This is a genomic window from Alistipes sp. DJF_B185 (assembly GCF_964250025.1).
GTDB lineage: Bacteria > Bacteroidota > Bacteroidia > Bacteroidales > Rikenellaceae > Alistipes > Alistipes finegoldii.
Genome location: NZ_CAXUDY010000001.1, coordinates 684,305 through 705,283, shown reverse-complemented (window position 1 = coordinate 705,283; position 20,979 = coordinate 684,305). Strand labels below are relative to the sequence as shown.

Annotated in this window: 20 protein-coding genes; 1 reads left to right on the top strand and 19 read right to left on the bottom strand. The window is 56.9% G+C overall.

Annotation, left to right across the window (positions count from 1 at the left end; all coding sequences use genetic code 11):
• The 16 genes from ACESTR_RS03170 to prmA form a co-directional block, all read right to left on the bottom strand.
• The coding region (locus ACESTR_RS03170; protein ID WP_373178793.1) for a dTDP-glucose 4,6-dehydratase at window positions 1-554 on the bottom strand (554 nt) is incomplete at its 3' end.
• A gap of 18 nt (window positions 555-572) precedes the next feature.
• Entirely contained in the window at window positions 573-1,331 is a 759-nt protein-coding gene (locus ACESTR_RS03165) for a glycosyltransferase family 32 protein (RefSeq protein ID WP_009596846.1), read from the bottom strand.
• A 6-nt stretch (window positions 1,332-1,337) separates the two neighbouring features.
• Window positions 1,338-2,198: a dTDP-4-dehydrorhamnose reductase gene (gene rfbD / locus ACESTR_RS03160; protein ID WP_373178791.1), complete on the bottom strand. Its 861-nt coding sequence runs from the start codon at window positions 2,196-2,198 to the stop codon at window positions 1,338-1,340.
• 4 nt (window positions 2,199-2,202) lie between these two features.
• Window positions 2,203-2,709, bottom strand: a complete 507-nt coding sequence (locus ACESTR_RS03155; protein WP_009596896.1) for an acyltransferase — start codon at window positions 2,707-2,709, stop codon at window positions 2,203-2,205.
• A gap of 210 nt (window positions 2,710-2,919) precedes the next feature.
• The gene (gene rfbC, locus ACESTR_RS03150) at window positions 2,920-3,495 is read right to left on the bottom strand and encodes a dTDP-4-dehydrorhamnose 3,5-epimerase (protein ID WP_009596823.1); all 576 of its coding nucleotides are present in this window, start codon (window positions 3,493-3,495) and stop codon (window positions 2,920-2,922) included.
• Entirely contained in the window at window positions 3,492-4,598 is a 1,107-nt protein-coding gene (locus tag ACESTR_RS03145; RefSeq protein ID WP_014775270.1) for an acyltransferase family protein, read from the bottom strand. The genes rfbC and ACESTR_RS03145 overlap by 4 nt, the downstream gene beginning before the upstream one ends.
• A gap of 3 nt (window positions 4,599-4,601) precedes the next feature.
• Window positions 4,602-5,486, bottom strand: coding sequence for a glucose-1-phosphate thymidylyltransferase RfbA (gene rfbA / locus ACESTR_RS03140; RefSeq protein ID WP_009596821.1), 885 nt, complete (start codon window positions 5,484-5,486; stop codon window positions 4,602-4,604).
• 88 nt (window positions 5,487-5,574) lie between these two features.
• Entirely contained in the window at window positions 5,575-6,747 is a 1,173-nt protein-coding gene (locus tag ACESTR_RS03135) for a glycosyltransferase family 4 protein (RefSeq protein ID WP_279063616.1), read from the bottom strand.
• An 84-nt stretch (window positions 6,748-6,831) separates the two neighbouring features.
• On the bottom strand, window positions 6,832-7,752 hold the full coding sequence (locus ACESTR_RS03130; protein WP_014775273.1) for a hypothetical protein: 921 nt from the start codon (window positions 7,750-7,752) through the stop codon (window positions 6,832-6,834).
• A gap of 49 nt (window positions 7,753-7,801) precedes the next feature.
• Window positions 7,802-8,347 carry a UpxY family transcription antiterminator gene (locus ACESTR_RS03125; protein WP_039939772.1) on the bottom strand — a complete coding sequence of 182 codons (546 nt, stop codon included), beginning with the start codon at window positions 8,345-8,347 and terminating at the stop codon, window positions 7,802-7,804.
• 465 nt (window positions 8,348-8,812) lie between these two features.
• Entirely contained in the window at window positions 8,813-10,024 is a 1,212-nt protein-coding gene (locus ACESTR_RS03120; protein WP_009596859.1) for a tyrosine-type recombinase/integrase, read from the bottom strand.
• 233 nt (window positions 10,025-10,257) lie between these two features.
• Window positions 10,258-11,544, bottom strand: coding sequence for a YeiH family protein (locus ACESTR_RS03115; protein WP_009596885.1), 1,287 nt, complete (start codon window positions 11,542-11,544; stop codon window positions 10,258-10,260).
• A 21-nt stretch (window positions 11,545-11,565) separates the two neighbouring features.
• On the bottom strand, window positions 11,566-12,612 hold the full coding sequence (locus tag ACESTR_RS03110) for a porin (protein WP_014775276.1): 1,047 nt from the start codon (window positions 12,610-12,612) through the stop codon (window positions 11,566-11,568).
• 734 nt (window positions 12,613-13,346) lie between these two features.
• Entirely contained in the window at window positions 13,347-13,757 is a 411-nt protein-coding gene (locus ACESTR_RS03105) for a hypothetical protein (protein WP_237958576.1), read from the bottom strand.
• 31 nt (window positions 13,758-13,788) lie between these two features.
• Window positions 13,789-14,517: a DNA repair protein RecO gene (recO, locus tag ACESTR_RS03100; RefSeq protein WP_009596800.1), complete on the bottom strand. Its 729-nt coding sequence runs from the start codon at window positions 14,515-14,517 to the stop codon at window positions 13,789-13,791.
• A 1-nt stretch (window position 14,518) separates the two neighbouring features.
• Window positions 14,519-15,346 (bottom strand): 50S ribosomal protein L11 methyltransferase, encoded by an 828-nt coding sequence (gene prmA / locus ACESTR_RS03095; RefSeq protein WP_009596826.1) that lies wholly within the window; start codon window positions 15,344-15,346, stop codon window positions 14,519-14,521.
• Window positions 15,347-15,415: 69 nt separating this feature from the next.
• Between prmA and xerD the strand changes: the two genes are divergently transcribed.
• Complete coding sequence (gene xerD, locus ACESTR_RS03090) at window positions 15,416-16,312, top strand: site-specific tyrosine recombinase XerD (protein WP_009596903.1); 897 nt, start codon at window positions 15,416-15,418, stop codon at window positions 16,310-16,312.
• Window positions 16,313-16,481: 169 nt separating this feature from the next.
• Here xerD and ACESTR_RS03085 read toward each other — a convergent pair whose 3' ends face one another.
• From ACESTR_RS03085 to ACESTR_RS03075, 3 genes are read right to left on the bottom strand one after another with little or no spacing between them, the layout of a single operon-like run.
• Window positions 16,482-17,828 (bottom strand): Ig domain-containing protein, encoded by a 1,347-nt coding sequence (locus ACESTR_RS03085; RefSeq protein WP_279063646.1) that lies wholly within the window; start codon window positions 17,826-17,828, stop codon window positions 16,482-16,484.
• A 17-nt stretch (window positions 17,829-17,845) separates the two neighbouring features.
• Window positions 17,846-19,156, bottom strand: coding sequence for a BACON domain-containing protein (locus ACESTR_RS03080; RefSeq protein WP_022044072.1), 1,311 nt, complete (start codon window positions 19,154-19,156; stop codon window positions 17,846-17,848).
• A gap of 28 nt (window positions 19,157-19,184) precedes the next feature.
• Entirely contained in the window at window positions 19,185-20,972 is a 1,788-nt protein-coding gene (locus ACESTR_RS03075) for a RagB/SusD family nutrient uptake outer membrane protein (RefSeq protein WP_009599155.1), read from the bottom strand.
• Window positions 20,973-20,979: the final 7 nt, after the last annotated feature.

The following is a 20,979-nucleotide window of genomic DNA, read 5'->3' as shown; positions in this document are numbered from 1 at the left end:
AAGTGGTCCGACGAAGCCTTCGACGCCGAGTAGGGGCTGTGCGGGTCGTACTTCGTCTCCTCGGTGAAGAACTCCTCCCCGAAAGGACCGCCGCCGCTCTCGCAGCCCGCAGGGTCCCCCGCGGGGCGCGTAAGCTCCAGCGCGCCGTACACTTCGTCGGTCGAGATGTGGTAGAACAGCTTGCCCGCCCAATTGCCGTTCCAATGCTCCCGCGCAGCTTCGAGCAGCGACAGCGTGCCCATGACGTTCGTACGCGCGAAGGTGAACGGATCCCTGATCGAGCGGTCCACGTGGCTCTCGGCTGCGAGGTGGATCACCCCGTCGATGCCGTACTGCCGGAACAGTTCACGCATCGCCTCGAAGTCGCAGATGTCGCCCCTGACGAAAGTGTAGTTCGGCCGCTCCTCGATGTCCCGCAGGTTGGCAAGGTTGCCAGCATAGGTCAGCTTGTCGAGGTTGACGATCCGGTAATCGGGGTATTTGGTCACGAAAAGACGGACCACATGCGAGCCGATGAAGCCCGCGCCGCCCGTGATGAGGATAGTGCGTTGCATATATTCAATATTAATGAATTATTTTCTTTTCTTATATAAAATTCCCTTTATATAATCTTTCATTCGGGTTTTCAGAGTTTTTTCCCGCCAAGACCCGTCACAATAATGCATGGAATAGGACTCCTTGCTTCTCGTCGCAGGATCGCCTGCGAATATGCTTGAGCTATACACCATCATATTTCCGTCAAGGAGCTGATTCTCGTCTTTATAGCGGAATCCATACTTCGTTGCCAACATCGCCATAATGCCCGGATTTATGACATCTACATATAGAGATCCGTCCTCTTGAATAAAATGCCGGGAGCCATAATAATCCAAACATTCCTTAATAAAGGGATTAGCTTCCTTGGAGGCTATCAAAGCTGCCAACAATCCCAGTCCTGCGACAATATCCCCATCCCGTCGGACGACTCCGGCATCGTCTATTTGATGAATACCTTGTGATAAAAAATAGGTCGGATGATATTCAACAGAAGAAAAAAAGTCCCAAGATAAAAACTCATCAAAAGGTCTGAATACTTTGACATCAGTATCCATATAAATACCACCTTCCGTATAAAGGGCAAAATGTCTGATATAATCTGAGGCTAAAGACCATTTCCTCATTTGAATAGCCTCCTTTACCCACGGAACAGAATCTATATCGAAATTCGTTTCATCCCAACGCTTTATGGTATAATCCGGCAAGATCCTCTTCCAAGAGTCTATGCAATCCTGAACCGGGGGGGGGTATTTCCCTCCTCCCAACCATACGAAATGGATGATTTTAGGTATCATAATGATTTATTTTTCAATTTGTTTCAGGCAGTAGATCATGGACTCCCTCCAGTGGGGGATGTCCATCTGGAAGGTGGTCTTGATTTTGGTTTTGTCCAGCACCGAGTAGGCCGGGCGTGCGGCCTTGGTCGGAAACTCCGACGTGTGGCAGGGGATGATGCGGCATGAGTCGTGACCCGCGGCCGCGGCGATCTCCGTCGCGAAGTCGTACCACGAGCAGACGCCCTCGTCGGTGAAGTGGTACACGCCCTCGTTGCCCGCGTAGCGTTCCGACTCGATGATCGAGAAGATCGCAAGCGCCAAGTCCCCGGCGTAGGTCGGAGTGCCGATCTGGTCGAAGACCACCTGCAGCGTATCCCGCTCCGAAGTCAGACACAGCATCGTCTTCAGGAAGTTGTGTCCGTACTCCGAATAGAGCCACGCCGTGCGGAAGATCAGATACCGGCACCCGGACGCCATGACGGCGCGTTCGCCCGCAAGCTTCGTACGCCCGTAGGCTCCCAGCGGCGAGGGAGCCGTATCCTCCCTGTAGGGCGTATGGGCCGTGCCGTCGAAGACGTAGTCCGTCGAGACGTGGAACAGCGTCGCGCCCGTCGCCTTGGCCGCAGCTGCCAGATTGCCCGCGGCCTTGTGGTTCAGCAGCTCCGCCGTCGGTTCGTCCTCCTCGGCCCGCTCCACGTCGGTGTAGGCCGCGCAGTTCACGATAACGTCGATGCGCCGCTCCTCGACCGTTCGCAGGACGGCAGCCGCATCGGTGATGTCTAGTTCCGCGACGTCCGTAAAAAGGTAGTTGTGGGGCGAAACGCCGCCCAGACGCCGCAGGGAGCGCCCAAGTTGTCCGTTCGCTCCCGTAATCAGGATATTCATAAGTTTAATAAAAAGGAATATAATCTCCGGAAAATTCGTATCGTAGATCGTGTGTACGTTCGCCTATCTTTTTTGCGGGAACCCCACCGACGATCGTGTAGGGAGCAACATCTTTTGTCACTACGGCGCCGGCTGCGACGACGGCGCCTTCACCAATTGTAACCCCGTGCAATATCGTCGTTCTCGGACCGAGCCATGCCCGATCCTCTATGACGACGCGAAAACTGTCATCTGAATTGCATTTGAAATCCGGATCTCTATGGTCATGCTGCTCTGTCCAAATATGTACTTCTGTAGAGAGATTGACATTCGCACCTATCGATATTCCATTTCGCGCATCTAAAACCGCCCGATCCCCAATAATGCTCCCCTCTCCGATTTTCAGTTTATAAGGCTCTCTTATCTCCGCTCCAAAATAAATAACAGCTTTAGGACCGATTTCGACCAGACAAACTTTCTTATAAAGAAAATCCCGGATTATATGTGACGGAATATAAGCGATTTGGAACAAGTTATAACGGAAATATCCACTGCATAGAAGTTTGATTCGACCTGTAATGCCTCCTTTTTGTTGCCTAACGAGGGGGGGGGGAGACGGATTCTGACGACTGAAATTGTCGGTTCCTTTTGAACCTGTAATAAAAAGCCATCGGAAATATCGAGGAGACTAGTATTATTTGTTTGAATAACACTAGGAACAGAAATACAAAAAATAAAGTCGTCATAAACTATAATAGTTCGTATTATAGTCGAACAGCTCCCCGGCCTCCGACAGCAGCGGATGGGCGCTGTCCTTGGGCGAGAGGATTACATCTTCGGGGGCCAGACGCCAGTCGATGCCCAGCGAAGGGTCGTTCCATGCAATGGCGCCCTCCGATTCGGGGGAGTAGGGGTTGTCGCACTTGTATTGGAACGTCGCTTCGTCGCTCAGAACGGCGAAGCCGTGCGCGAAGCCCCGCGGAATGAAGAACTGACGCTTGTTGTCTTCCGTCAGCTCCACCGCCACGTGGCGGCCGAACGTGGGGGAGCCGCGGCGGATATCCACCGCGACGTCGAGCACGCGGCCCCGGACCACGCGGACGAGTTTCGACTGGGAGTACCGCCCCTTCTGGAAATGGAGGCCCCGCAGCACGCCGTAGCGTGAGTGCGATTCGTTGTCCTGCACGAACCGCACGGGACGGACCTCTGCGTCGAAGCGGCGCTGCGAGTAGCTCTCGAAGAAGTAGCCCCGCGCGTCGCCGAAAACCTCCGGCTCTAGGATAACAACGCCCTCTATGGCGGTAGGAACGACTTTCATAGTTTAAATTTTAAGATCAGTTGACCGTATAATCGACCGGATTGAAGAACAAGTATTTGTTTAACACTTGTATATAACAGCGGCAAAGCGACACCACAAACTACGTATGGAACCCACCAGATATTTATCCGGTCCGGGATAACAGGGAATGCGGACAAATAATCAATGCCATAACCATATATCAGAATCTGGAGCAGGCTGACAACTTTGAATGCAAGAAAATGCAGAGCCATGATAGCTAAAGACGCATTTCCGGCATAGATCATAATACGCGACAGAGTCGGTAGATTATGTATGTATACAGCCAAAGTATAAGTAAACAGACAACCGACGGCCGATGCAAAATAGAAAACAGGGAGCGGCGGGAAAATTGAACTGGCGATTGCCACCGTTACATTTTTATATTGCAAGAAGAGCAGTAACATCAGTAAAACCCCGATGCTCCATATATTAACAGGCATATATCGCTGGTATTTCCGAAACATTCGCCCCATATATAAAATAGCGGTCAAATAACACTCGTTAGATAAAATCCGTCGTATAATCAGAATATCAATCTGCTGTATCTCAGCATCAAAAACAGAACAAAGGACCACTGCGAACAAAATCCCCCCCCCTAAAATTATATCGGAATATCGGTCTGACAGCCGTTTGGAAATCCAGACTCCGATCATGAACAAGAAGGAAACGATGAAAAGACTTCTCAGAAACCACAATGCCCCTAACAATTGTTCCGGAGTAACGCAAGAACAAAAATATTTAAGACAATCGAAATAGTCCTGTCGCGTATACAAATGACTGGTCAGAGGATTATAAAAATGAGCTCTGAAAAAGAGATTGTGCAACAGCATGAAAACGATTCCGTATCCGACCAGCGGAAACCACAAACTTTTAATTTTTTTCCAAACGAATAAAAGTTTATCGTCTATATATTTATCCTTGAAGAAATATCCGGCTACGAAATAGAAAACAGCCAAATGAAACAGGTATACAAAGTTATGAACCGGAGAATACGCTGTATGCCCTGCAACAACAAAAATAATCCCCAATCCTTTCATGATCGAGAATACATGGCTATTTTCTCTCTGATCAATCGTTGTCATCGTTTATGCTTCCGGTTCGTCGAGGAGTTTCAAAAGGTATTGTCCGTACTGGTTCCTGAGCATCGGCTCGGCAAGTGCGCGCAGTTTGTCCGCCGTGATCCACCCGTTGCGGTAGGCGATGCCTTCCAGACAGGCGATCTTAAGTCCCTGACGCTTCTCGATGACCTCCACGAAGATCGAGGCTTCGGCCAAGGAGTCGTGCGTGCCCGTATCCAGCCATGCGAAGCCGCGCTGGAGCGTCTGCACCTTCAGCTCGCCGCTTTGCAGGAAACACTGGTTCACGCTCGTGATCTCAAGTTCCCCGCGGGCCGAGGGCTTGATGCTCTTGGCCACATCCACGACCTTGTTCGGGTAGAAGTACAGGCCCACGACTGCGTAGTTAGACTTCGGATGGGCGGGTTTCTCCTCGATCGAAAGGCAGTTGCCCTCACCGTCGAACTCCGCGACCCCGTAGCGCTGGGGATCGTCGACACGGTAGCCGAAGACCGTGGCCTTGCCATCCTCCTCCGCCGTGCGGACGGCCTCGCGAAGAAGACCCGTGAAGCCGGAACCGTAGAAGATGTTGTCGCCAAGAACGAGGCACGCGGAGTCGTCGCCGAGGAAATCCTCGCCGATAAAGAATGCCTGTGCAAGACCGTCCGGAGATGGCTGTGCCGCGTAGTCGATACGCACGCCGTAGTCGGAGCCGTCGCCCAGCAGACGCCGGAAACCCGGAAGGTCCTCCGGAGTCGAGATCACGAGGATTTCGCGGATGCCCGCAAGAAGAAGCGCCGAGAGCGGGTAGTAGACCATCGGCTTGTCGTAGACCGGAAGCAGCTGCTTGCTGACCCCCTTTGTGATCGGATACAGCCGACTGCCGCTGCCGCCCGCCAAAATGATGCCTTTCATATTATACCGTATTGCTTTATTTCCGAATTATCCTTTAAAGAATATTATGCAAACAACCGCCCGGCCGGAAGATTCCGCCGTGCGAAATTCAGACCTTGTCCATTACCTGCTGCAACCAGAAGAAAATCCCGGTACGGCTGATGTGGGTTTTGTAGCCCAGCCGCCGCATCGCCCTCATGAATCGCGTATCGCGGCAGATATGCCACTGCATGAAATGGTAGAGACCGGAAGTGACCAGCAGGCTTACGGCAATGACCGCATACAACTGGACGGCGATCGAAAAGCCCGAAGCTTCCAGCGACCACCAGCACAACACGACAAACATATTCACCCCCAGAATAGCCAGTGTCGTCGCCACATGGGAGCATCCGAGGTCGATAAACATATGATGCAGGTGTGTCTTATCGGGACGAAACGGAGAGGTCCCTTTCAATATGCGCGTCGACATCACCCGCAGCGTATCGAATACGGGGACCGATAATACCGCCAGCGTAAAAGGCACCAGTCCCACGTTCGGATCCACATACGCAGCGGCCCGCGACCCGTTCTGCAGGATCTCGATTACAAAAACCGACATGACAACGCCCATGACAAGCGTTCCGCCGTCACCGATGAACATTTTCGACGTTTTGCCGAAAACGTTATGCAGAAAAAAGGGAATAAGAGCGCCGACCGAGACCACGGCCAAGATGGTCATCGACTCTTCGCCGGAAAGAAAGAAGAGCGTGCCGAAGATCAGACAAGCCATAATGCAATAGCCGGACGAGAGACCGTTGACGCCATCTACCAAATTGATGGCATTGATAATACCTACCGCCGCAACGACCGTCAAAGGCACTGCATACCAATAAGAAAACCGGCCGATGTTCCACAATCCATGAAAATCGTCTATACAGTAACCGCCAACGAAAATCAGCAATAAAACGACGACGATCTCGATCACGAATCGCAAACCCGGTGAAAGACTCAGAATGTCGTCCATCGTCCCCGTATAGAGCATCGCCATCATGGCCATAATTACGACCGGCAGACCGGAGCAATCAACGACGGAGCTCATACATCCGATCGCAATCACGACTCCGAAAAAGACGGCGACTCCGCCGAGGACAGGAACCGGCGTACGCTGCAATTTGCGGGCATCCGGATTATCGACGATATTTTTCAGCAGAGCGATCTTCACCAGCCGGGGATGTATCCAGCCGACCAACAGAAGAGCTATGAAGAAGGGAATAATGATTGTGTAGCAAAGAGGCGTTGCCATACCAATTATTTATTTTCCGAGACAGCAGGTAGAATATGTGGAATATACAGAGAGTATAAACAAGATAAAGATTCAAGACTGTCATTATGCAATATATCGCTCCGTAGGAGCAGATTGCCAGATATCGATTCGTTCGGCGACATGACAAACCACACAGCAGACGCAGCAGAAGCGATCGTCGTCTGAACAGAACGGAGTCCGGCCGTAATCGTACATGAAGCGGGCGATTCGCCATGCAAGGTGAGGGTCCGGATCATACGCATTGCCCAGAACCGCCGCATCGTACAGCCGGACCAAAGTATAGAGGTAATTTTCGTCGAAGTTGCCGGCGTCTTCGGGAACCGGCAAAGAGTTCCGGAAGTATTCGAACGACCGATTTACCGCACGGTCATTCGTTTTGTCGAGGAACGCATACGAATAGCGGTTCATCACGCCGATACGCTCCAGCGCAACATCCGGCGACACGCCGCTCCAGCTGCCGTCCCGGTTCATTTCGGCGATCCAGCCGGCAATCTGCCGTTTCAGAAGCAGCAGATATTCGTCGCCGGCGTCCGGACCGGGGTAAAGCAAGTCGATCAGACAATGACAAACACCTGTCCGGATCAACAATTCCGATTCGTCCGGTCGGAGAGAAGAGCGCTTTTCGTTGCCGCCGAGACAATCCCGGACGAGTTCGTCGGCCATTGCGAAACAGACCTCTTTCTTTTTCGAGACGTCGCCGGACACGGTCCCGCAAACGAGCGTATACATGGCATGGACCATCCGGCAGCGCAGCGCAGCATCCGACTCGCGGCGGCAGCGTTCCCGCAGCACACCGAACAGCGTATCGATCCTTTGCAGCCAGATTCTCCGGGTTCCGAACTCACCGGCCGGCGAATCGAACGTCACCAGACCGCACAATGCGGCGTACGCCCGCGCCAACCAAAGCAGGCGGACATTCGTCGCCCCCGCAAAATCGGCATTCAGCAGGGACGGCAGCGCTTCTTTCAAATATTCCGGCGTCATAACTTCCAAAAAATCAATCTCTGCAATTCAGGAAAACCGAATCCGGCCATCAAATCTTTTCGACCAGCGCCGAGGGAATGGAGGCGGTAGCCACCGCCGTGATGCCGTCGATCTTGACCACGACCCGTTTCCCGCGGGAATTCTTCACCCGCATGAGCAGGCCCTCGACCCCTTCGAATACGCCGCCCGTGATCCGCACCTTGTCCCCTTTCGACAAGGCGACCTCTTCGGGCGACATGAAAAGCACCTGTTCGTCTTCATTGCCCGCAACGGCAATAAAATTCCGCATCTGCTCTTCGGGCACGATCATAATCTGATTCTCACCGTTTTGCGGGTGCATCACATAACGAAGCATAGGTAGCTTATAGGTTTTCAATTCGTCGATGACCTCACGTGTCGAACGGATGAAAATATAGTTGTGCACGGCGACTTCGCAAGCCCGGAAAAACTGTCCCTTGGAGTTCCGGCGGCGCACAACCCGTACCGGCACAAAATTCTCGATGTTCAGTTTGTCAAGATACTCCTTCGTCGAAAGTTCCCGCTGATAGGTCACTCGCAGAACATACCATTCGGCAGCTGTATCCGGACTGTTCATCATGCTTTTCTTAGACTAAAAAAGGTCGGAAAGAGAGGTATGGTTGTAAAAAAAGCATTCCACGGGGACATCGAAAACCATTTATTGCAATGATTTTCAATCACTTACGCGCCTCCCATAAGAACACTTTCACATTTCACAGTACAGTCTCTTGGTAAGAGATGTGTGTGGTCAGTAATGAATTGATATTAAGAAGAATGGCTTGCGGTTCATATCTTGTTTTTATAAATCGGCAAAAGATCTGCGTTGGAAATCTTCAGCGATTCACGGCCGATCGTACAATACCGGCATACGAAGGCCTAATTGTATCAGTATTTGGACTAAAAATAAAAAAGGCGTTGATAATCAATCCTTTTTTAACGCAGAAAAACTCACTGCATACGAAAATAAAGAACAAAAGATTTGTGCATATATTTTATTTTTAATACTTTTGCCCTCAACATTAAGGTCTCTTACCAAGAGATATTACACATACAATGAAGCTATTATGCTCCGGTTCGCCTGATCGACGACGGAGCTTTCGAGCGAAGCCAGATAGATCTGGGTCGTTTTCTCCGAAGCATGTCCCATTCCCGCACTGATGATCGACAACGGAACGTTGTGATTCCGGGCCGTGGTCGCCCATGTATGCCGCGAAGTATAGGACGACAGCGGCATCTCCAGTCCGAGCAGTTCGGCCAGCCGTTTGAGCCGGCGGTTGTAGTATCCCAGAGCAGTCTGGTACTGGGAGAATCCCCGGACCGGGTCCTCCGCATTCAACAAAGGAAAAACATAGTCCGACGTGCGGGTAACCGGCGCATAGCGTTCGATGATATCGCCCATGCAGGGTTCGATACGGATCGTAAGGCGCTGTCCCGTTTTGCGGCGGACATAGCATATCGCCCCTCCGGCGATGTCCTGCTTGCGCAGGAAGGCGATATCGACGAACGCCATACCCCGCGCGCAATAGCTGAAAATAAAAATATCCCGCGCCAGCGCCAAGGAGGGGGAGTGTTCCAGATTCAACCGCCGGAGCCGTATGACGGTCTCTTCGCCGACGGCGCGCTTGCGGGTACGGTCCACGCCGGTATATACATTCCGGAAAGGAGAACTTTGCGACACGATGCCCTCCCGGACCGCCTTGTTGAAAACGGCACGCAGCACCCGCATATAAAAAGAGACGGTATTGCGTACAATCCGTCTCCGCCGCAGCCAGTCGTCGTACCGGCTTACCAGTTGTTCGTCCAGCAGTGAGAACGGAATGTCCGCTCCGTTCAAAAATCCGGCGAAGCTGTTCAGCGTCCGCCGGTAATTCCGCGCCGTCCCCAATCTTCCGCCCGCCCGAAGGCAGGCGATCTGCTTTTCGATAAAGGCGAAAACGGTAACCCGCCCGAACGACCGGAACCGTCCGACAACATCCGGAAGGCCGTACTCCACCCGCCGGGCTTCGAAATCCCCGATAATTGCACGAAACAGGCACAAATCGCCGTCGATCTGCCGCTGGACGACAGCTATCTCGCCGTCGAGCCCAGCAAAGGGAACGACCGCCCGCTCCCGCAGGGCGTCCCATTGTTCGGGGAAAAGACGAATTCCGGTAGTTATCTGCCGGGATTGGCATTTATGGCAGAGTTGGTAATAGATTACCCCCGCCTTACCCTCTACCGTCGAATTCCGGAATTTTACTTTTACTTTTGCCATACATACAGTTTTTTAGTTGTTCATATTTTGGCCCCCGGAACCTTCTCCGGCGCCGGGCGGCTTCAGCAGTCATCTCTTTCGCAGGATCGTCCGACAAAACTAATTATCAGATCGGATAAAAAGGCTGAAAAATATGCCGTACGGGCCACAAAAGACGTTTCGCCCGAATGTATGGAGACAAAAACGCCCCGGCAACAGGAAGCCGGGGCGTTGACGGTATTATGAAGACTGCGCTATGCCAGCATCGGTTTCAGGACGCCGAACAGCACGAGCGCGATGACCAGCGTAACGACGATATTGAAGGTCTGCGCCACAAGGAACGCCCATAGAGCGTTGCGGTTTTCCTTCGAAACGATCTCTTTCAGGCGGGTGTCAAGCCCCACACAGACGAAGGCCAGCGAGAAAAAGACCGTCGAGAACATCTTGGCGACGCCCGGTTCGGCGAGTTTGCCCTTCGCATCGGCCGTAAACAGGCCGTTGCTCTGCAGGATGCTGAAAACCAGCGAGGCCGCGACGAAGCCGATGATGAATTTCGGGAACTTCTCCCACACGATGCCCAGCGACGGAGCCTGAGCGCCCTTTTCGCCGCGGCGGGTCGAGAGGTAGAGGGCGATGAAGAAAGCCACGACGCCGATCAGCACGTTCTGCGCCGCCTTGATGATGACGGCATGCTGGTTGGCGACCTCGCCGACGATCGTACTCGACGCCGCCACGCCCGACGTAGTGTCGATCGTACCGCCGATCCATGCGCCGGCGACCTCCTGCACGACATGGGGATCGTCGAAAATCAGGGGCAGAATCGTATTTGCGAGCCACGGCATCAGGTAGATCATCGGCACCACGACGATCAGCACCAGCGAAACGATGTAGGAGAGTTTCCGGTCGTCGCCGCCCGCCACGCGGGCCGCCGTGATACACGCCGAAACGCCGCAGATCGAGACGCCGCTCGAAAGGATCATCGCCGTACGCTCGTCAACCTTCATGCGGCGCGACACCCAATAGGCGAAGAACCACACGACGGCGACCACCAGACAGGCCTGCGCCAGACCGAAGACGCCCGACTTCATCACGTCGCTGAAAAGGATCGTGGCACCGAGACATACGACGCCGATCTTGATGTAGAATTCGCCCTGAATCGCGGGTTTCATCCACTCCGGGACCCGCCACACGTTGCGGATCACCAGACCGAAGAGCACCGAGAAGAAAACCGACTCGAAGCCGTAATAGGAGACGGCGGGAATCTTGGCCACGATCTGCGCCAGCAGGGAGACGGCGAAAACCACCGCGAGCGACGGCAGCAGGCCCCTGAGCGGGCGGCGCAACAGAAGACACCCGACGTAAAGCACCGCCAGCACGACGGCGAAGAGGTAGGCGATATTGCTCCATGCGGCGCCGCCGAGCAGCGTCGCGGGAACCTTGGGAAGTCCGGCGGGCACGATCGCCGCAAGCGCCAGCAGGGGTATGCTCACCCAGACTACCACCCAGTCCTCGACCCGGAATTGTTCCATCCATTTTTTCATAAGGCGTTCGGTTTTTCAGTATTAGAATATGCCGGAAAGCATCAGCGCAACCACATTGCGGCCGGAGACGTCGCGGGCAGCGTAATCTTCGTAGGTATAGTTCAGCTGGCAGCGCAGGTACTTCACCGGCTGCCACGTAAGGGCCGCCGTGTAGTTGGTCTGGCGGCTCGAACTGCGGGCGGTGTTTTCGAGGAAGGTATCGTAGCGCACGGCAGGCAGCAGCGTCTTCGTCACGCGCCACCCGGCCACGGCGTACCAGCCTTCGCTGTCGAGGTCGCCCGTCGTGCCGCAGATATATTCGCCGCGCACGACGACCGGACCGCGGTCGTAGCAGGCTCCGGCCCCGTAACGGACGCGCTTGAGGTAATCCGCGCCGTATTCGCCCCAATAGTACGACCCGGCCAGCTGCAATCCGGCGGCGGGTTTCAGCGTCAGGCGTGCCACGATGTCCTTGCTCTTGTTCTTGTCCCTGACGTTCAGCCCCTCGCCGTTGAAGACGCCGATGTTGTAATTCAGGATGCTGTATCCGTCGCGGCGGAAAAATCCGCCGAAAAGCTGCGCTCCCATGTCGCGCCCCGTGGCCGAAAGTCCGCAGAGATCGTTGAAGCCCATCAGCTTGCACAACGACAACGGGTACTCGATAAACTCGTACCTGAGCGGCACGTATTCGGTATTCTCGATCGAAAAGGGCAGTTTGTATTCGCCCAGCTGGAGATTCAGCTCGTCGAACGGCCGGTAACACAAATATGCGTCCACGATCTTCGGCGACGCGAATTCGATCTGAACGCGGTAGTCGAGTTTGGGAGCGATGTTGCCCGACAGGCTCAGGCGCACGCGCTTGATAAAGAAGGAGGACGAGTTATCGCTCCATTCGTAGCCGGTCTGGAGGTATCCCGAAATCGCAGGCAGGGCGGCCAGCACCTTGTCCCATGCGGACGTTTTGGCCTTGAGCGCCGCGACCTCTGCGGAAAGCTCCCCGACCGTAGCCGTGCAGAGCGTATCGGGCTGTTGGGCATAGGAGGCGCAAAACAGCCCGAACGACAGCAAAACTGGTAAAATCAATCTCATAAACAGAATCGTTTGGGTCTGCAAAAGTCGCAAATTCGGCGCAACCGATCAATACGCGAAAATACCTAAAAAGAACAAAACCGGGTCCGAAAGGCATCCGAACGCGGCAGCGACCGGACTGAAAACGAACAAGAAGGGCCGTTTGCGACGCAAATACCTCACGCACCGGCCCGGAGGGGGGGGGCAGGCGAACACCCGAAAAAAGAGGAGCGGACGCTTGTGGGGCAGACGGTCGTGAACCTGCACGAAAATGCGCGCGAGGCGGTGGCGCCAGAGACGGCGCGGACATCGAGGTCGTTTCGCGCATCGAGACCAGTGCGGGCATCGAGACCAGTGCGGGCATCGAGACCAGCGCGGGCATCGAGACCAGCGCGGGCATCGAGACCAGCGCGGGCATCGCGGGTATCGAGGTCGGTGCGAGCATCGAAATTGTCTAGCGCATCGCCGAAGAGAACGCCGCGACCGCAACAAACGACAACGGCGGGGCAATCCCCCGCCGAAGTATGAAATATCTTTAGGCTGTTCTTCACGACACGCCGTCCTTCACCCCCAAGCCCGACGGTTCGGGCATAGGTCCGAACGTTGTGCATCCACATCATGCGCCCCTACGACGGATCGCAGCGTCCGACGACAACACCGGCAGCCGCGTTACGCCCGTATTCGGACAGATACCCCGACCAAATCACTGCAAAACCGCGCTGGATAGGCATCCGAAGCGCATCTGCATACCCCACTTATCGGGGCATCGGGAAGGAGAGCGTCCGTGCGTCGAGGAACGCATCGGGGAACGGACTCCAGTTCCACGCCTGACCGTTCGAAAGGTTGAAGTGCGACCCAAGGCGCAGCGAGTTGTTGTCGATCACGGTCACGCGCGAAGGCAGGTTCTCCTTCTGAATCACCACCACCGAAGTCATCGAGACGGCCGGCTTGACCTTCATCGGCGCAGCGGTCCGGAAGTCGGTTTTCCACGGCGACATGTGGGCCAGCGAGTCGGGAACGGACATCTCGACCCGAAGCGAATCGGGAAGCCTGAAACTGCCGGTACGGGTCGAATCGGGCCGCACGAGCCGGAACCGACCCGGCTCCTGCGCCGAAAGCGAAAACGCCGCGAACAAGGCGACGGCGATCATAAACATCCTTTTCATAACTTTCCTTCTATTTTCTGTTGCACTTTTCCTAAAAAACCTCCCGCAGAATCCGGACCGACTGCACGGCGCTGATGGCGTCGAGGTGGTACCCGAAATAGACCAGCACGGCGTTGAGAAACTCGACCCGCTGGCCGCGGTTGAGACCGATCTCCGAGAGACAGCGCACGTCGCACTCCAGAAAATCGCGCAACATGCAGGCGCACTCCCTGTTCATATAGCTAACGTGCGCGGGCCGGGTTTTCGTATAAAGCCCCTCACGGATATCGAACCAGTCGCCGGAGGCGTATTCGTTGCCGGGACAAAACCCCAGAAACCGGCTCAGGTTGGCGAGAAACCACAAATGGAAATTGGCCACGCCCTCGTCCATCGAGTCGAGCGCCCCGACGCAGTTCCACACGAAGTCGAAAAGCGCTTCGTTGGGTTCGTCGTACTCCCTGACGAGGCGGTACAAAACCTCTGCCATGAAGAGCGCCATGGTCGATTTGCGCACGTCGAAAGGCAGACTCTGCAAGACGAATCCGCCCCGCACCTCCTTGAAGCGGTGCATCTGCTGCCGCGGCGATTCCAGCCCCTCGAATTCGACGGGAAACATCGGCTGGAACAGCGCCAGCTTCGAACCGCGTCCATTGCGGCTGCGCACGCCCTGCACCATGTAACTGCGGCGGCCGCCGGCGTCGGTCAGGAGGTAGACGACCATCGATGAATCGCCGTATTTGAGCGTATGGAGAACTACCCCGCGCCCCTTGTACGTCTTCAACCTACTCCTTGCGTACGTGTACCGTCACCCAGCCCTCCTTCACCGCCGTAGCAACGGGCCTGAGTCCCAGTTTTTCGGCGCAGGCCGTGATCGCCGGAACGTCGGGTTCCAGAAATCCGCTCATCACCAGATCGCCTCCGGCGTCGAGCGCGGCGGCATAGACCGGCATGTCGGCCAAGAGGATGTTGCGGTTGATGTTGGCCAGAATGAAACCGTAATGCCGTCCGGCGATGCGGCGCACGTCGCCCAGCATCGGCGTAATGCGATCCGCGACACCGTTGGCGGCGATGTTCTCGCGGCAGTTGGCGTCTGCCCAGTCGTCGATATCGACCGCATCGACGTGCTCCGCGCCGCATTTGGCGGCGACGATCGACAGCACGCCCGTGCCGCTGCCCATGTCGAGTCCCCGGCGACCCGCGACGCCCAGATCGAGCACGGCGCGCGAAACGAGCCACGTAGTGGCGTGGTGTCCGGTCCCGAACGACATCTTGGGCATGACGACCACCTCCATGACCCCTTCGGGGGCGGGATCGTGGAACGGCGCACGGATCAGCAGGCGGCCTTCGACATCGACGGCCGGGAAATTGCTCTCCCATACGGCGTTCCAGTTCTGGGTCTCGATGGCGATATAGCGTCCCTGCACGCCGTAGCGGGCCAGCAGGGCATCGACCCCGGCTTTGCAGTCGGCCAGCCGCTCCTGCGGAATGTAGGCTTTGAGCGTCCCGTCTTCGGTTTCGAAGCTCTCGAAGGGATAGTCGGCCAGCTCGGCGGTGAGTATTTCGGCCTGCTCATCCTCCGAAAAGGCAATATTCAACGCTATATAGTTCATATTATGTAAAATTTATATATCTTAGCCCGGACAAAGTTAGCGATAATCTCGGAATATAGCAGGCAAAGGATGGCAGAAAATACGAAAAAGTGGGAAGAGACGGGACGTCGTTACCGGACCTATATCAAACTCGAAAAACGTCTCTCGCAAAACACCGTGGAATCGTACATGCGCGACCTGCGCCAGTTCGCGCACTTCATCCTCCGCCAGTACGACGTCGCTCCCCGCAAGGTCGAGGGAACGATGATCGAGCGCTACATGGCATGGCTCTACGACCGCGGACGCGAAAAGACCTCGCAGGCCCGCTGCCTGTGCGGCATCCGCAGTTTCTTCAACTTCCTGCTGGTAAACGATCAGATCGAGACTTCGCCCGCCGAGTTCGTCGATACGCCCAAATTCGGACGCCCGCTGCCCGACATCCTCACCACCGACGAGATCGACAGCATCATCGCCACGGTCGACATGCGCTCGACCAAAGGGCTGCGCGACAGCGCCATGCTCGAAGTGCTCTACTCGTGCGGCCTGCGCGTCTCCGAGCTGACCTCGCTGCGGCTTTCGGACCTCTTTTTCGGCGAAGGATACATCCGCGTCATCGGCAAAGGCAACAAACAGCGGCTGGTGCCGATCAGCAACACGGCGCGGGACAAGATACAGCGGTATCTCGAAGAGCGGCGCAGCGCACGTTCGGGCGAGGAGACGGTGTTTCTCAACAACCGCGGCGGACAGCTCACGCGCGTGATGGTCTTCACGATCCTCAAGCGGGCCGTCGAGCGCGCGGGCATCGACAAGCACATCAGCCCCCATACTTTCCGCCACTCGTTCGCCACGCACCTGCTCGAAGGGGGCGCAAGCATACGTCAGGTGCAGGAGATGCTGGGACACGAGAGCATCCTCACCACCGAAATCTACACCCACCTCGACAGCGACCACCTGCGCCGCACGCTCGAAGAGCACCTGCCGATATAAGCCGTCGGGAGTCAGGAGGAAAAGGCGGGTGCAGCCCTCCCGGACAGGATAAACCGCATACGCAGGCGCAAACTGAACCGCCGTTCGCACGGAAAAAACCACACTCGCCCATAGAAAACAGCGAAGCCGGGGATCGAACCCCGGCTTCGTCGTTTTACGGCGCAGAGCGTCATTCGCCCTGCACGCAGTCGTAGACAAGAATATTGGCCCGGCGGTTGCCCGACGATCCGTCGCGGCACGCCACGCCCAGATAGAGTTTGCCGTCACGCACCTTCAGGCTCTCGCCCTCGGCATAGCCCGTGGTCGTAAGTCCCGCGGCGGCAAGTCCCGCCTTGTCGGCGACGGCCGCCACTTCGGTACGCGGCACGACGATCTTGCCGCTGTAGTTGAAGACCGTGACATAGGCTTTCGATTCGAACGAATCGGCGCCCGTCTCGACGGCGTTGCCTTCGTAGAAGTAGACGTAGTTGCCCGCCACTTCGTGTCCCTGATGCGAATAGGAGTAGACGTCGTTCTCCTTGTCCGAACCGGCAGGCACCGAGAAACCGCCCAGCACGCGGCAGTCGTTCAGGTCGCGGGCCTCGATCTCGCGGGTCACGTGTTCGCTGCCCGCCGAACCGACCGTCACCGTCGCCGTCATCTTCTTGAGCGGCAGGGCCAACGCTTCGTCGAGGTCGAAAATCCAGAAGTAGCGCACGCCCGACCTGCGCGAACCGATGAGCAGGCGGCGCGCCCCGAAGTCGATCGAGACCTGCTGGTCGTACTGTCCGTCCTTGTTGAGGAAAAAGGTCTCTCCCGCATAGCCGGCGTCGGAGGTCGCGCCCGGAACGAATTCGACCCGCGACACGGACCAGTTGTCGCCGTATTCGCCGCTTTTGTCCACCGAGGCGTTGCTGTTGAGCCAGATGTAGGTCTTGCCGTCGGAAGCCTCCTCGGCGACGATCTGCGTGCCGTGGCCGAAGTATTTGAGGATCATGTAGTCGGTCTGCGCGTTCAGCCCCGGACCCGCGGCGCGGCAGATGTTGAGCGTCGCGCCGTCGGAGCCGACCTGCGAATAATAGATGCTGCCGCTTTCGGTCAGGTCGAAGCCCTGCATGATGCGCCGAGGAGCGTACAGCAGTACGTTCTTGCTGTAGATAATCCCGTCGGAGAGCGGGGCCGCGAGCGCGGCCGAGGGATCGAGCGGCGGCTCCTGCAACGTGGCGACCGTGCAGCGGGCCGAGTAGCTGCGGTAGCGGGCCGTAATGACGGCCGTGCCGAAGGCGCGGAGCGTCACCAGTCCGGTTTGATCGACCGTGGCGACCGTCTGGTCGGAAGAGCTCCACTTGAGCGTGACTCCGGCGTCGGCGGGACGGGTCGCGGCGACCAGTTGGAACGACTGCCCGACGGTAAGTTCCAGATCCTTCTCGTTGAGTTTGAGCGACGTGATCTGCACCGGCCTGTCGTCCGAGGAGCATCCGGCGCCCGCTGCGGCCGAAACGACGGCCAGCAACAGCAGAGTGAGGTATTTTTTCATACTGTTCGTTGTTTTCATCAATTCATGTTCTCATCGACGACCGACACCGAGAAGGTGCCCTTCAGGCGCGTCGAACCGCCTCCGCCCGTAGTGATCGTATTGTTCGCCGTGATGCGCACGTTGGCCGAAACCCGGTAGCGTATCCAGAGCGTACCCGAATTGATCGTAAGATCGACGGGGAAATCGTACGAGAAATAACCCGTATTCTCGCCTTCGAAAAGCGGACTGTCGTAGGCGCGGACATGGTAGGTCACCTCGGTATTGTTGAAGGTTCCGCTCTTCGCGCCGCCGGCCTGCCGCCAAGTCTGCCCGTCGGCCGAATACTCGATCAGGAAGAACCCCGCCGAAGAACCCGAACCGCCGATGCTGCCCGTACAGTTGATCTTCGTGCCGGAGACAAGGTATTTCACCGGAATCTTCTGCAGCCAGTAATCGCCGGTATAGAGCCCCTTGAGATAGGCGTGCCCGTCGTTGTAGCCCCAGCTGTTGACCGCCGAAGCCGTCTTGGCATCGGCTTCGACGACCGTGATGTAGGCGCGGCCGTCCTCCGAAACCAGACTGTGCGACGCGGTTACCCAGTCGGGCTGCCGGGCTTTCAGGGCATTGACGTCCTCGGTACTGCCCTTGACGGGACAGAACTCCCACGTCACGGGAAGCCCCTCGATCGGCATTTCGCTCATGGCGTACACCTTGGCGCGGGCCGTACCGATCTGCACGCCGTCCACCGACACGGCGAAGGCCGCATAGCCCGGCACGGTCGGCGTTCCCGCAATGTCGAGCGCCACCGTATCGCCGCCGTTGACGAGCGACACCGAAGCGCCGGCCACCGAAAGGCCCTGCGAATCGCCGCCCAGGGCGCAGCTCACGTCGATCGTTTCGTCGCCATAGGCATTGGCGTAGGTGAAGCAGAGGCGCGCTTTGGACGGCTCCTGCTCGATGAGGTTGCCTTCGACATAGGGCGCGCCGTAAACGACGGCGCCGTCGGCCTGCGTGACCGTGATCGGATATTGCCTGCCGCCGCTTTCGAGGTAGATGGTCGCGGTGCGCTCGGCGGAACGGTTGTGCGTGGCCGAAACGGCGATCCACTCGAACGCGCCGCTGCCGACGCCTTCGGAGGGAGAGGTCGAAAGCCATCCGGCGTCTTCGGGAATCACGGTTCGCCAGCTGCCGTTGCAGCGGAGCGTGATCTGCTTGGACGAGGCCAGACAGCTGGCGAAGCGGATCGAATCCGTCTCGCGGACCAGATAGCTGTCATCGTCGTCGCTGCACGCCGTCGTCAGCGCCGCGCACCCGGCGGCCAGCAGCAAAAACTGATATATTCGTTTCATGATTTTCATTTTTCAGGTTCGCAATCGTTTATTTCTTCCAGCCCGGATTCTGGCCCAGCGCGGGATTGTCGTTGAGGGCCGTGGTCGGGATCGGCCGCACGTACTTCTTGTCGTCCCACTTGCGGTTCATGCGGATGTAGCACTCGATATAGCCGCTGTCGCCGTCGGTAAGCGCATAGTCGCCGCCCAGCACCCGGTAGGTCACGCCCGGCTCCGTCACCGGGGGATTTTCACGCACGAAGCAGACGTCGCCCGAACCGTCGCCGTCCATGTCGTAGACCTTGCCCAGCTCGCCTACATAGACCCCGTACCACGGGCGTTCCAGCAGCCGTCCCATACCCCAGCGCATGTCGTCGTCCCAACGGCAGTTTTCGAGCAGCAGTTCGATTCCGCGTTCGCGGCGGATCTCCAAGATGGCCATGTCGGTCGTGGTGTTGAGGAAGTATTCGGCCATGTAGGGATCGTAGGCCGAAGGCATCGCGCCGTCCACCCCGGCGCGTTCGCGCAGGAGTTTGATCGTGGCGTTCCAGACCGTCTCGCTGAATTCGCCCAGTTCGGCCTTGGCCTCGGCGTAGTTGAGCAGCACCTCGGCATAGCGCAGGATCGGAATGCAGGTGGCGCAGGGAGCCGTATTGCTGTCCATCGAAGTGTCGTCGATGACCCACTTGATGGGCTGGTAGCCCGTCACGCAGTAGCCGAAATCGGGGGCGTAGGGCGTATTGACGTTGTTGTTCCTGCGCGTATAGCCCGGATAGCGGATGCTCTGCATCAGGCGGTAGTCGCGGTTTTCGAACTCGTCGGCAAAAAGGGTTTTCTCATACCCCGCCTTGTCGGTGAAACGGCTGCCGTCCCGGTTGAGGTAGGTATTGACGAACTGGCGCGTGAGCGAGTAGCTGCCGTACTGCATATTCACGAAATAGGTATTGAGGATATGCGTGGCGTTGAGCGAAGCGTCGTAGGCGCGCGCCCAGATGACCTCGCCGGAGGCGACGCTCTCGCTGGTGAACAGACTCCGGTATTGCGTGGCGACCTTGGCCGGATCGGAAACCAGCGCATATTTGCCCTCGCCCATCAGCGTTTCGCAGGCGTCGGCGCAGGCCCGGAGGTACATCTCCGACTCGTCGGCCGTCCACGGCTTGCCGGTCGAGGGATCGTTCGCGTGGTATTTGCGGAAAGTGCCCTCGTAGAGACAGCAACGGGCCTTGAAGGCCAGCGCCACGTTGCGGGTGATGCGCACCGAATTGACTTCGAGCTTGGCGTTGGTGATGCAGTGCGTCGAGGCGAAATCGAGGTCTTCGAGCACCTTGCGCATGACGTATTCCCGCGAATCGCGCGGCTTGTAGAGCGCCTCGCGGTCGTTGGCGTCGATCTCCCTGTCATACCACGGCACGGCCCCGAAGGTCTTGACCTTGTTCATGTAGAAATAGGCGCGCCAAAAGCGTGCGACGCCTTCGTAATGGTCGAGAATCGCCTCGCCGGCCGCAGCCCGGCGGAAGTTGCCGAGGAAGTAGTTGATGTTGCGCAGGTCCTCCCAACTGCCCGTAGACCAGCCCGACTGGTCGTCGGCGTCGAAGTTGTCGGTGAGGTACTGCCACTCACCGCGCCAAGCCATGTAGTCGGCGCGGGCGTCGCCCGTGGCCACGGAAATGGCGGTCGGGATCATGGTTTGCAGAAATCCGTTGGCATAGGCCTCCAGATCGCTCTCGTTGCGGAAATAGGAGGGAGCGTCGATCTTATTGGGGTCTCCGGCGGTCAGGAAATCCTCGCAGGAGACAAGCCCCGCGGCGACCGACAGAATCAGAAACAGCTTTTTCATCGTTTGC

Bases quoted from the DNA above. Each gene is read 5' to 3' on its own strand.
- rfbD (WP_373178791.1), bottom strand. From the start codon at position 2,198: ATGAATATCCTGATTACGGGAGCGAACGGACAACTTGGGCGCTCCCTG.
- ACESTR_RS03135 (WP_279063616.1), bottom strand. From the start codon at position 6,747: ATGGCAACGCCTCTTTGCTACACAATCATTATTCCCTTCTTCATAGCT.
- ACESTR_RS03145 (WP_014775270.1), bottom strand. From the start codon at position 4,598: ATGACAACGATTGATCAGAGAGAAAATAGCCATGTATTCTCGATCATG.
- rfbC (WP_009596823.1), bottom strand. From the start codon at position 3,495: ATGAAAGTCGTTCCTACCGCCATAGAGGGCGTTGTTATCCTAGAGCCG.
- ACESTR_RS03085 (WP_279063646.1), bottom strand. From the start codon at position 17,828: ATGAAAAAATACCTCACTCTGCTGTTGCTGGCCGTCGTTTCGGCCGCA.
- ACESTR_RS03105 (WP_237958576.1), bottom strand. From the start codon at position 13,757: ATGAAAAGGATGTTTATGATCGCCGTCGCCTTGTTCGCGGCGTTTTCG.
- prmA (WP_009596826.1), bottom strand. From the start codon at position 15,346: ATGAACTATATAGCGTTGAATATTGCCTTTTCGGAGGATGAGCAGGCC.
- ACESTR_RS03125 (WP_039939772.1), bottom strand. From the start codon at position 8,347: ATGAACAGTCCGGATACAGCTGCCGAATGGTATGTTCTGCGAGTGACC.
- ACESTR_RS03110 (WP_014775276.1), bottom strand. From the start codon at position 12,612: ATGAGATTGATTTTACCAGTTTTGCTGTCGTTCGGGCTGTTTTGCGCC.
- ACESTR_RS03075 (WP_009599155.1), bottom strand. From the start codon at position 20,972: ATGAAAAAGCTGTTTCTGATTCTGTCGGTCGCCGCGGGGCTTGTCTCC.
- ACESTR_RS03165 (WP_009596846.1), bottom strand. From the start codon at position 1,331: ATGATACCTAAAATCATCCATTTCGTATGGTTGGGAGGAGGGAAATAC.
- rfbA (WP_009596821.1), bottom strand. From the start codon at position 5,486: ATGAAAGGCATCATTTTGGCGGGCGGCAGCGGCAGTCGGCTGTATCCG.
- ACESTR_RS03115 (WP_009596885.1), bottom strand. From the start codon at position 11,544: ATGAAAAAATGGATGGAACAATTCCGGGTCGAGGACTGGGTGGTAGTC.
- xerD (WP_009596903.1), top strand. From the start codon at position 15,416: ATGGCAGAAAATACGAAAAAGTGGGAAGAGACGGGACGTCGTTACCGG.
- ACESTR_RS03130 (WP_014775273.1), bottom strand. From the start codon at position 7,752: ATGACGCCGGAATATTTGAAAGAAGCGCTGCCGTCCCTGCTGAATGCC.
- ACESTR_RS03120 (WP_009596859.1), bottom strand. From the start codon at position 10,024: ATGGCAAAAGTAAAAGTAAAATTCCGGAATTCGACGGTAGAGGGTAAG.
- ACESTR_RS03080 (WP_022044072.1), bottom strand. From the start codon at position 19,156: ATGAAACGAATATATCAGTTTTTGCTGCTGGCCGCCGGGTGCGCGGCG.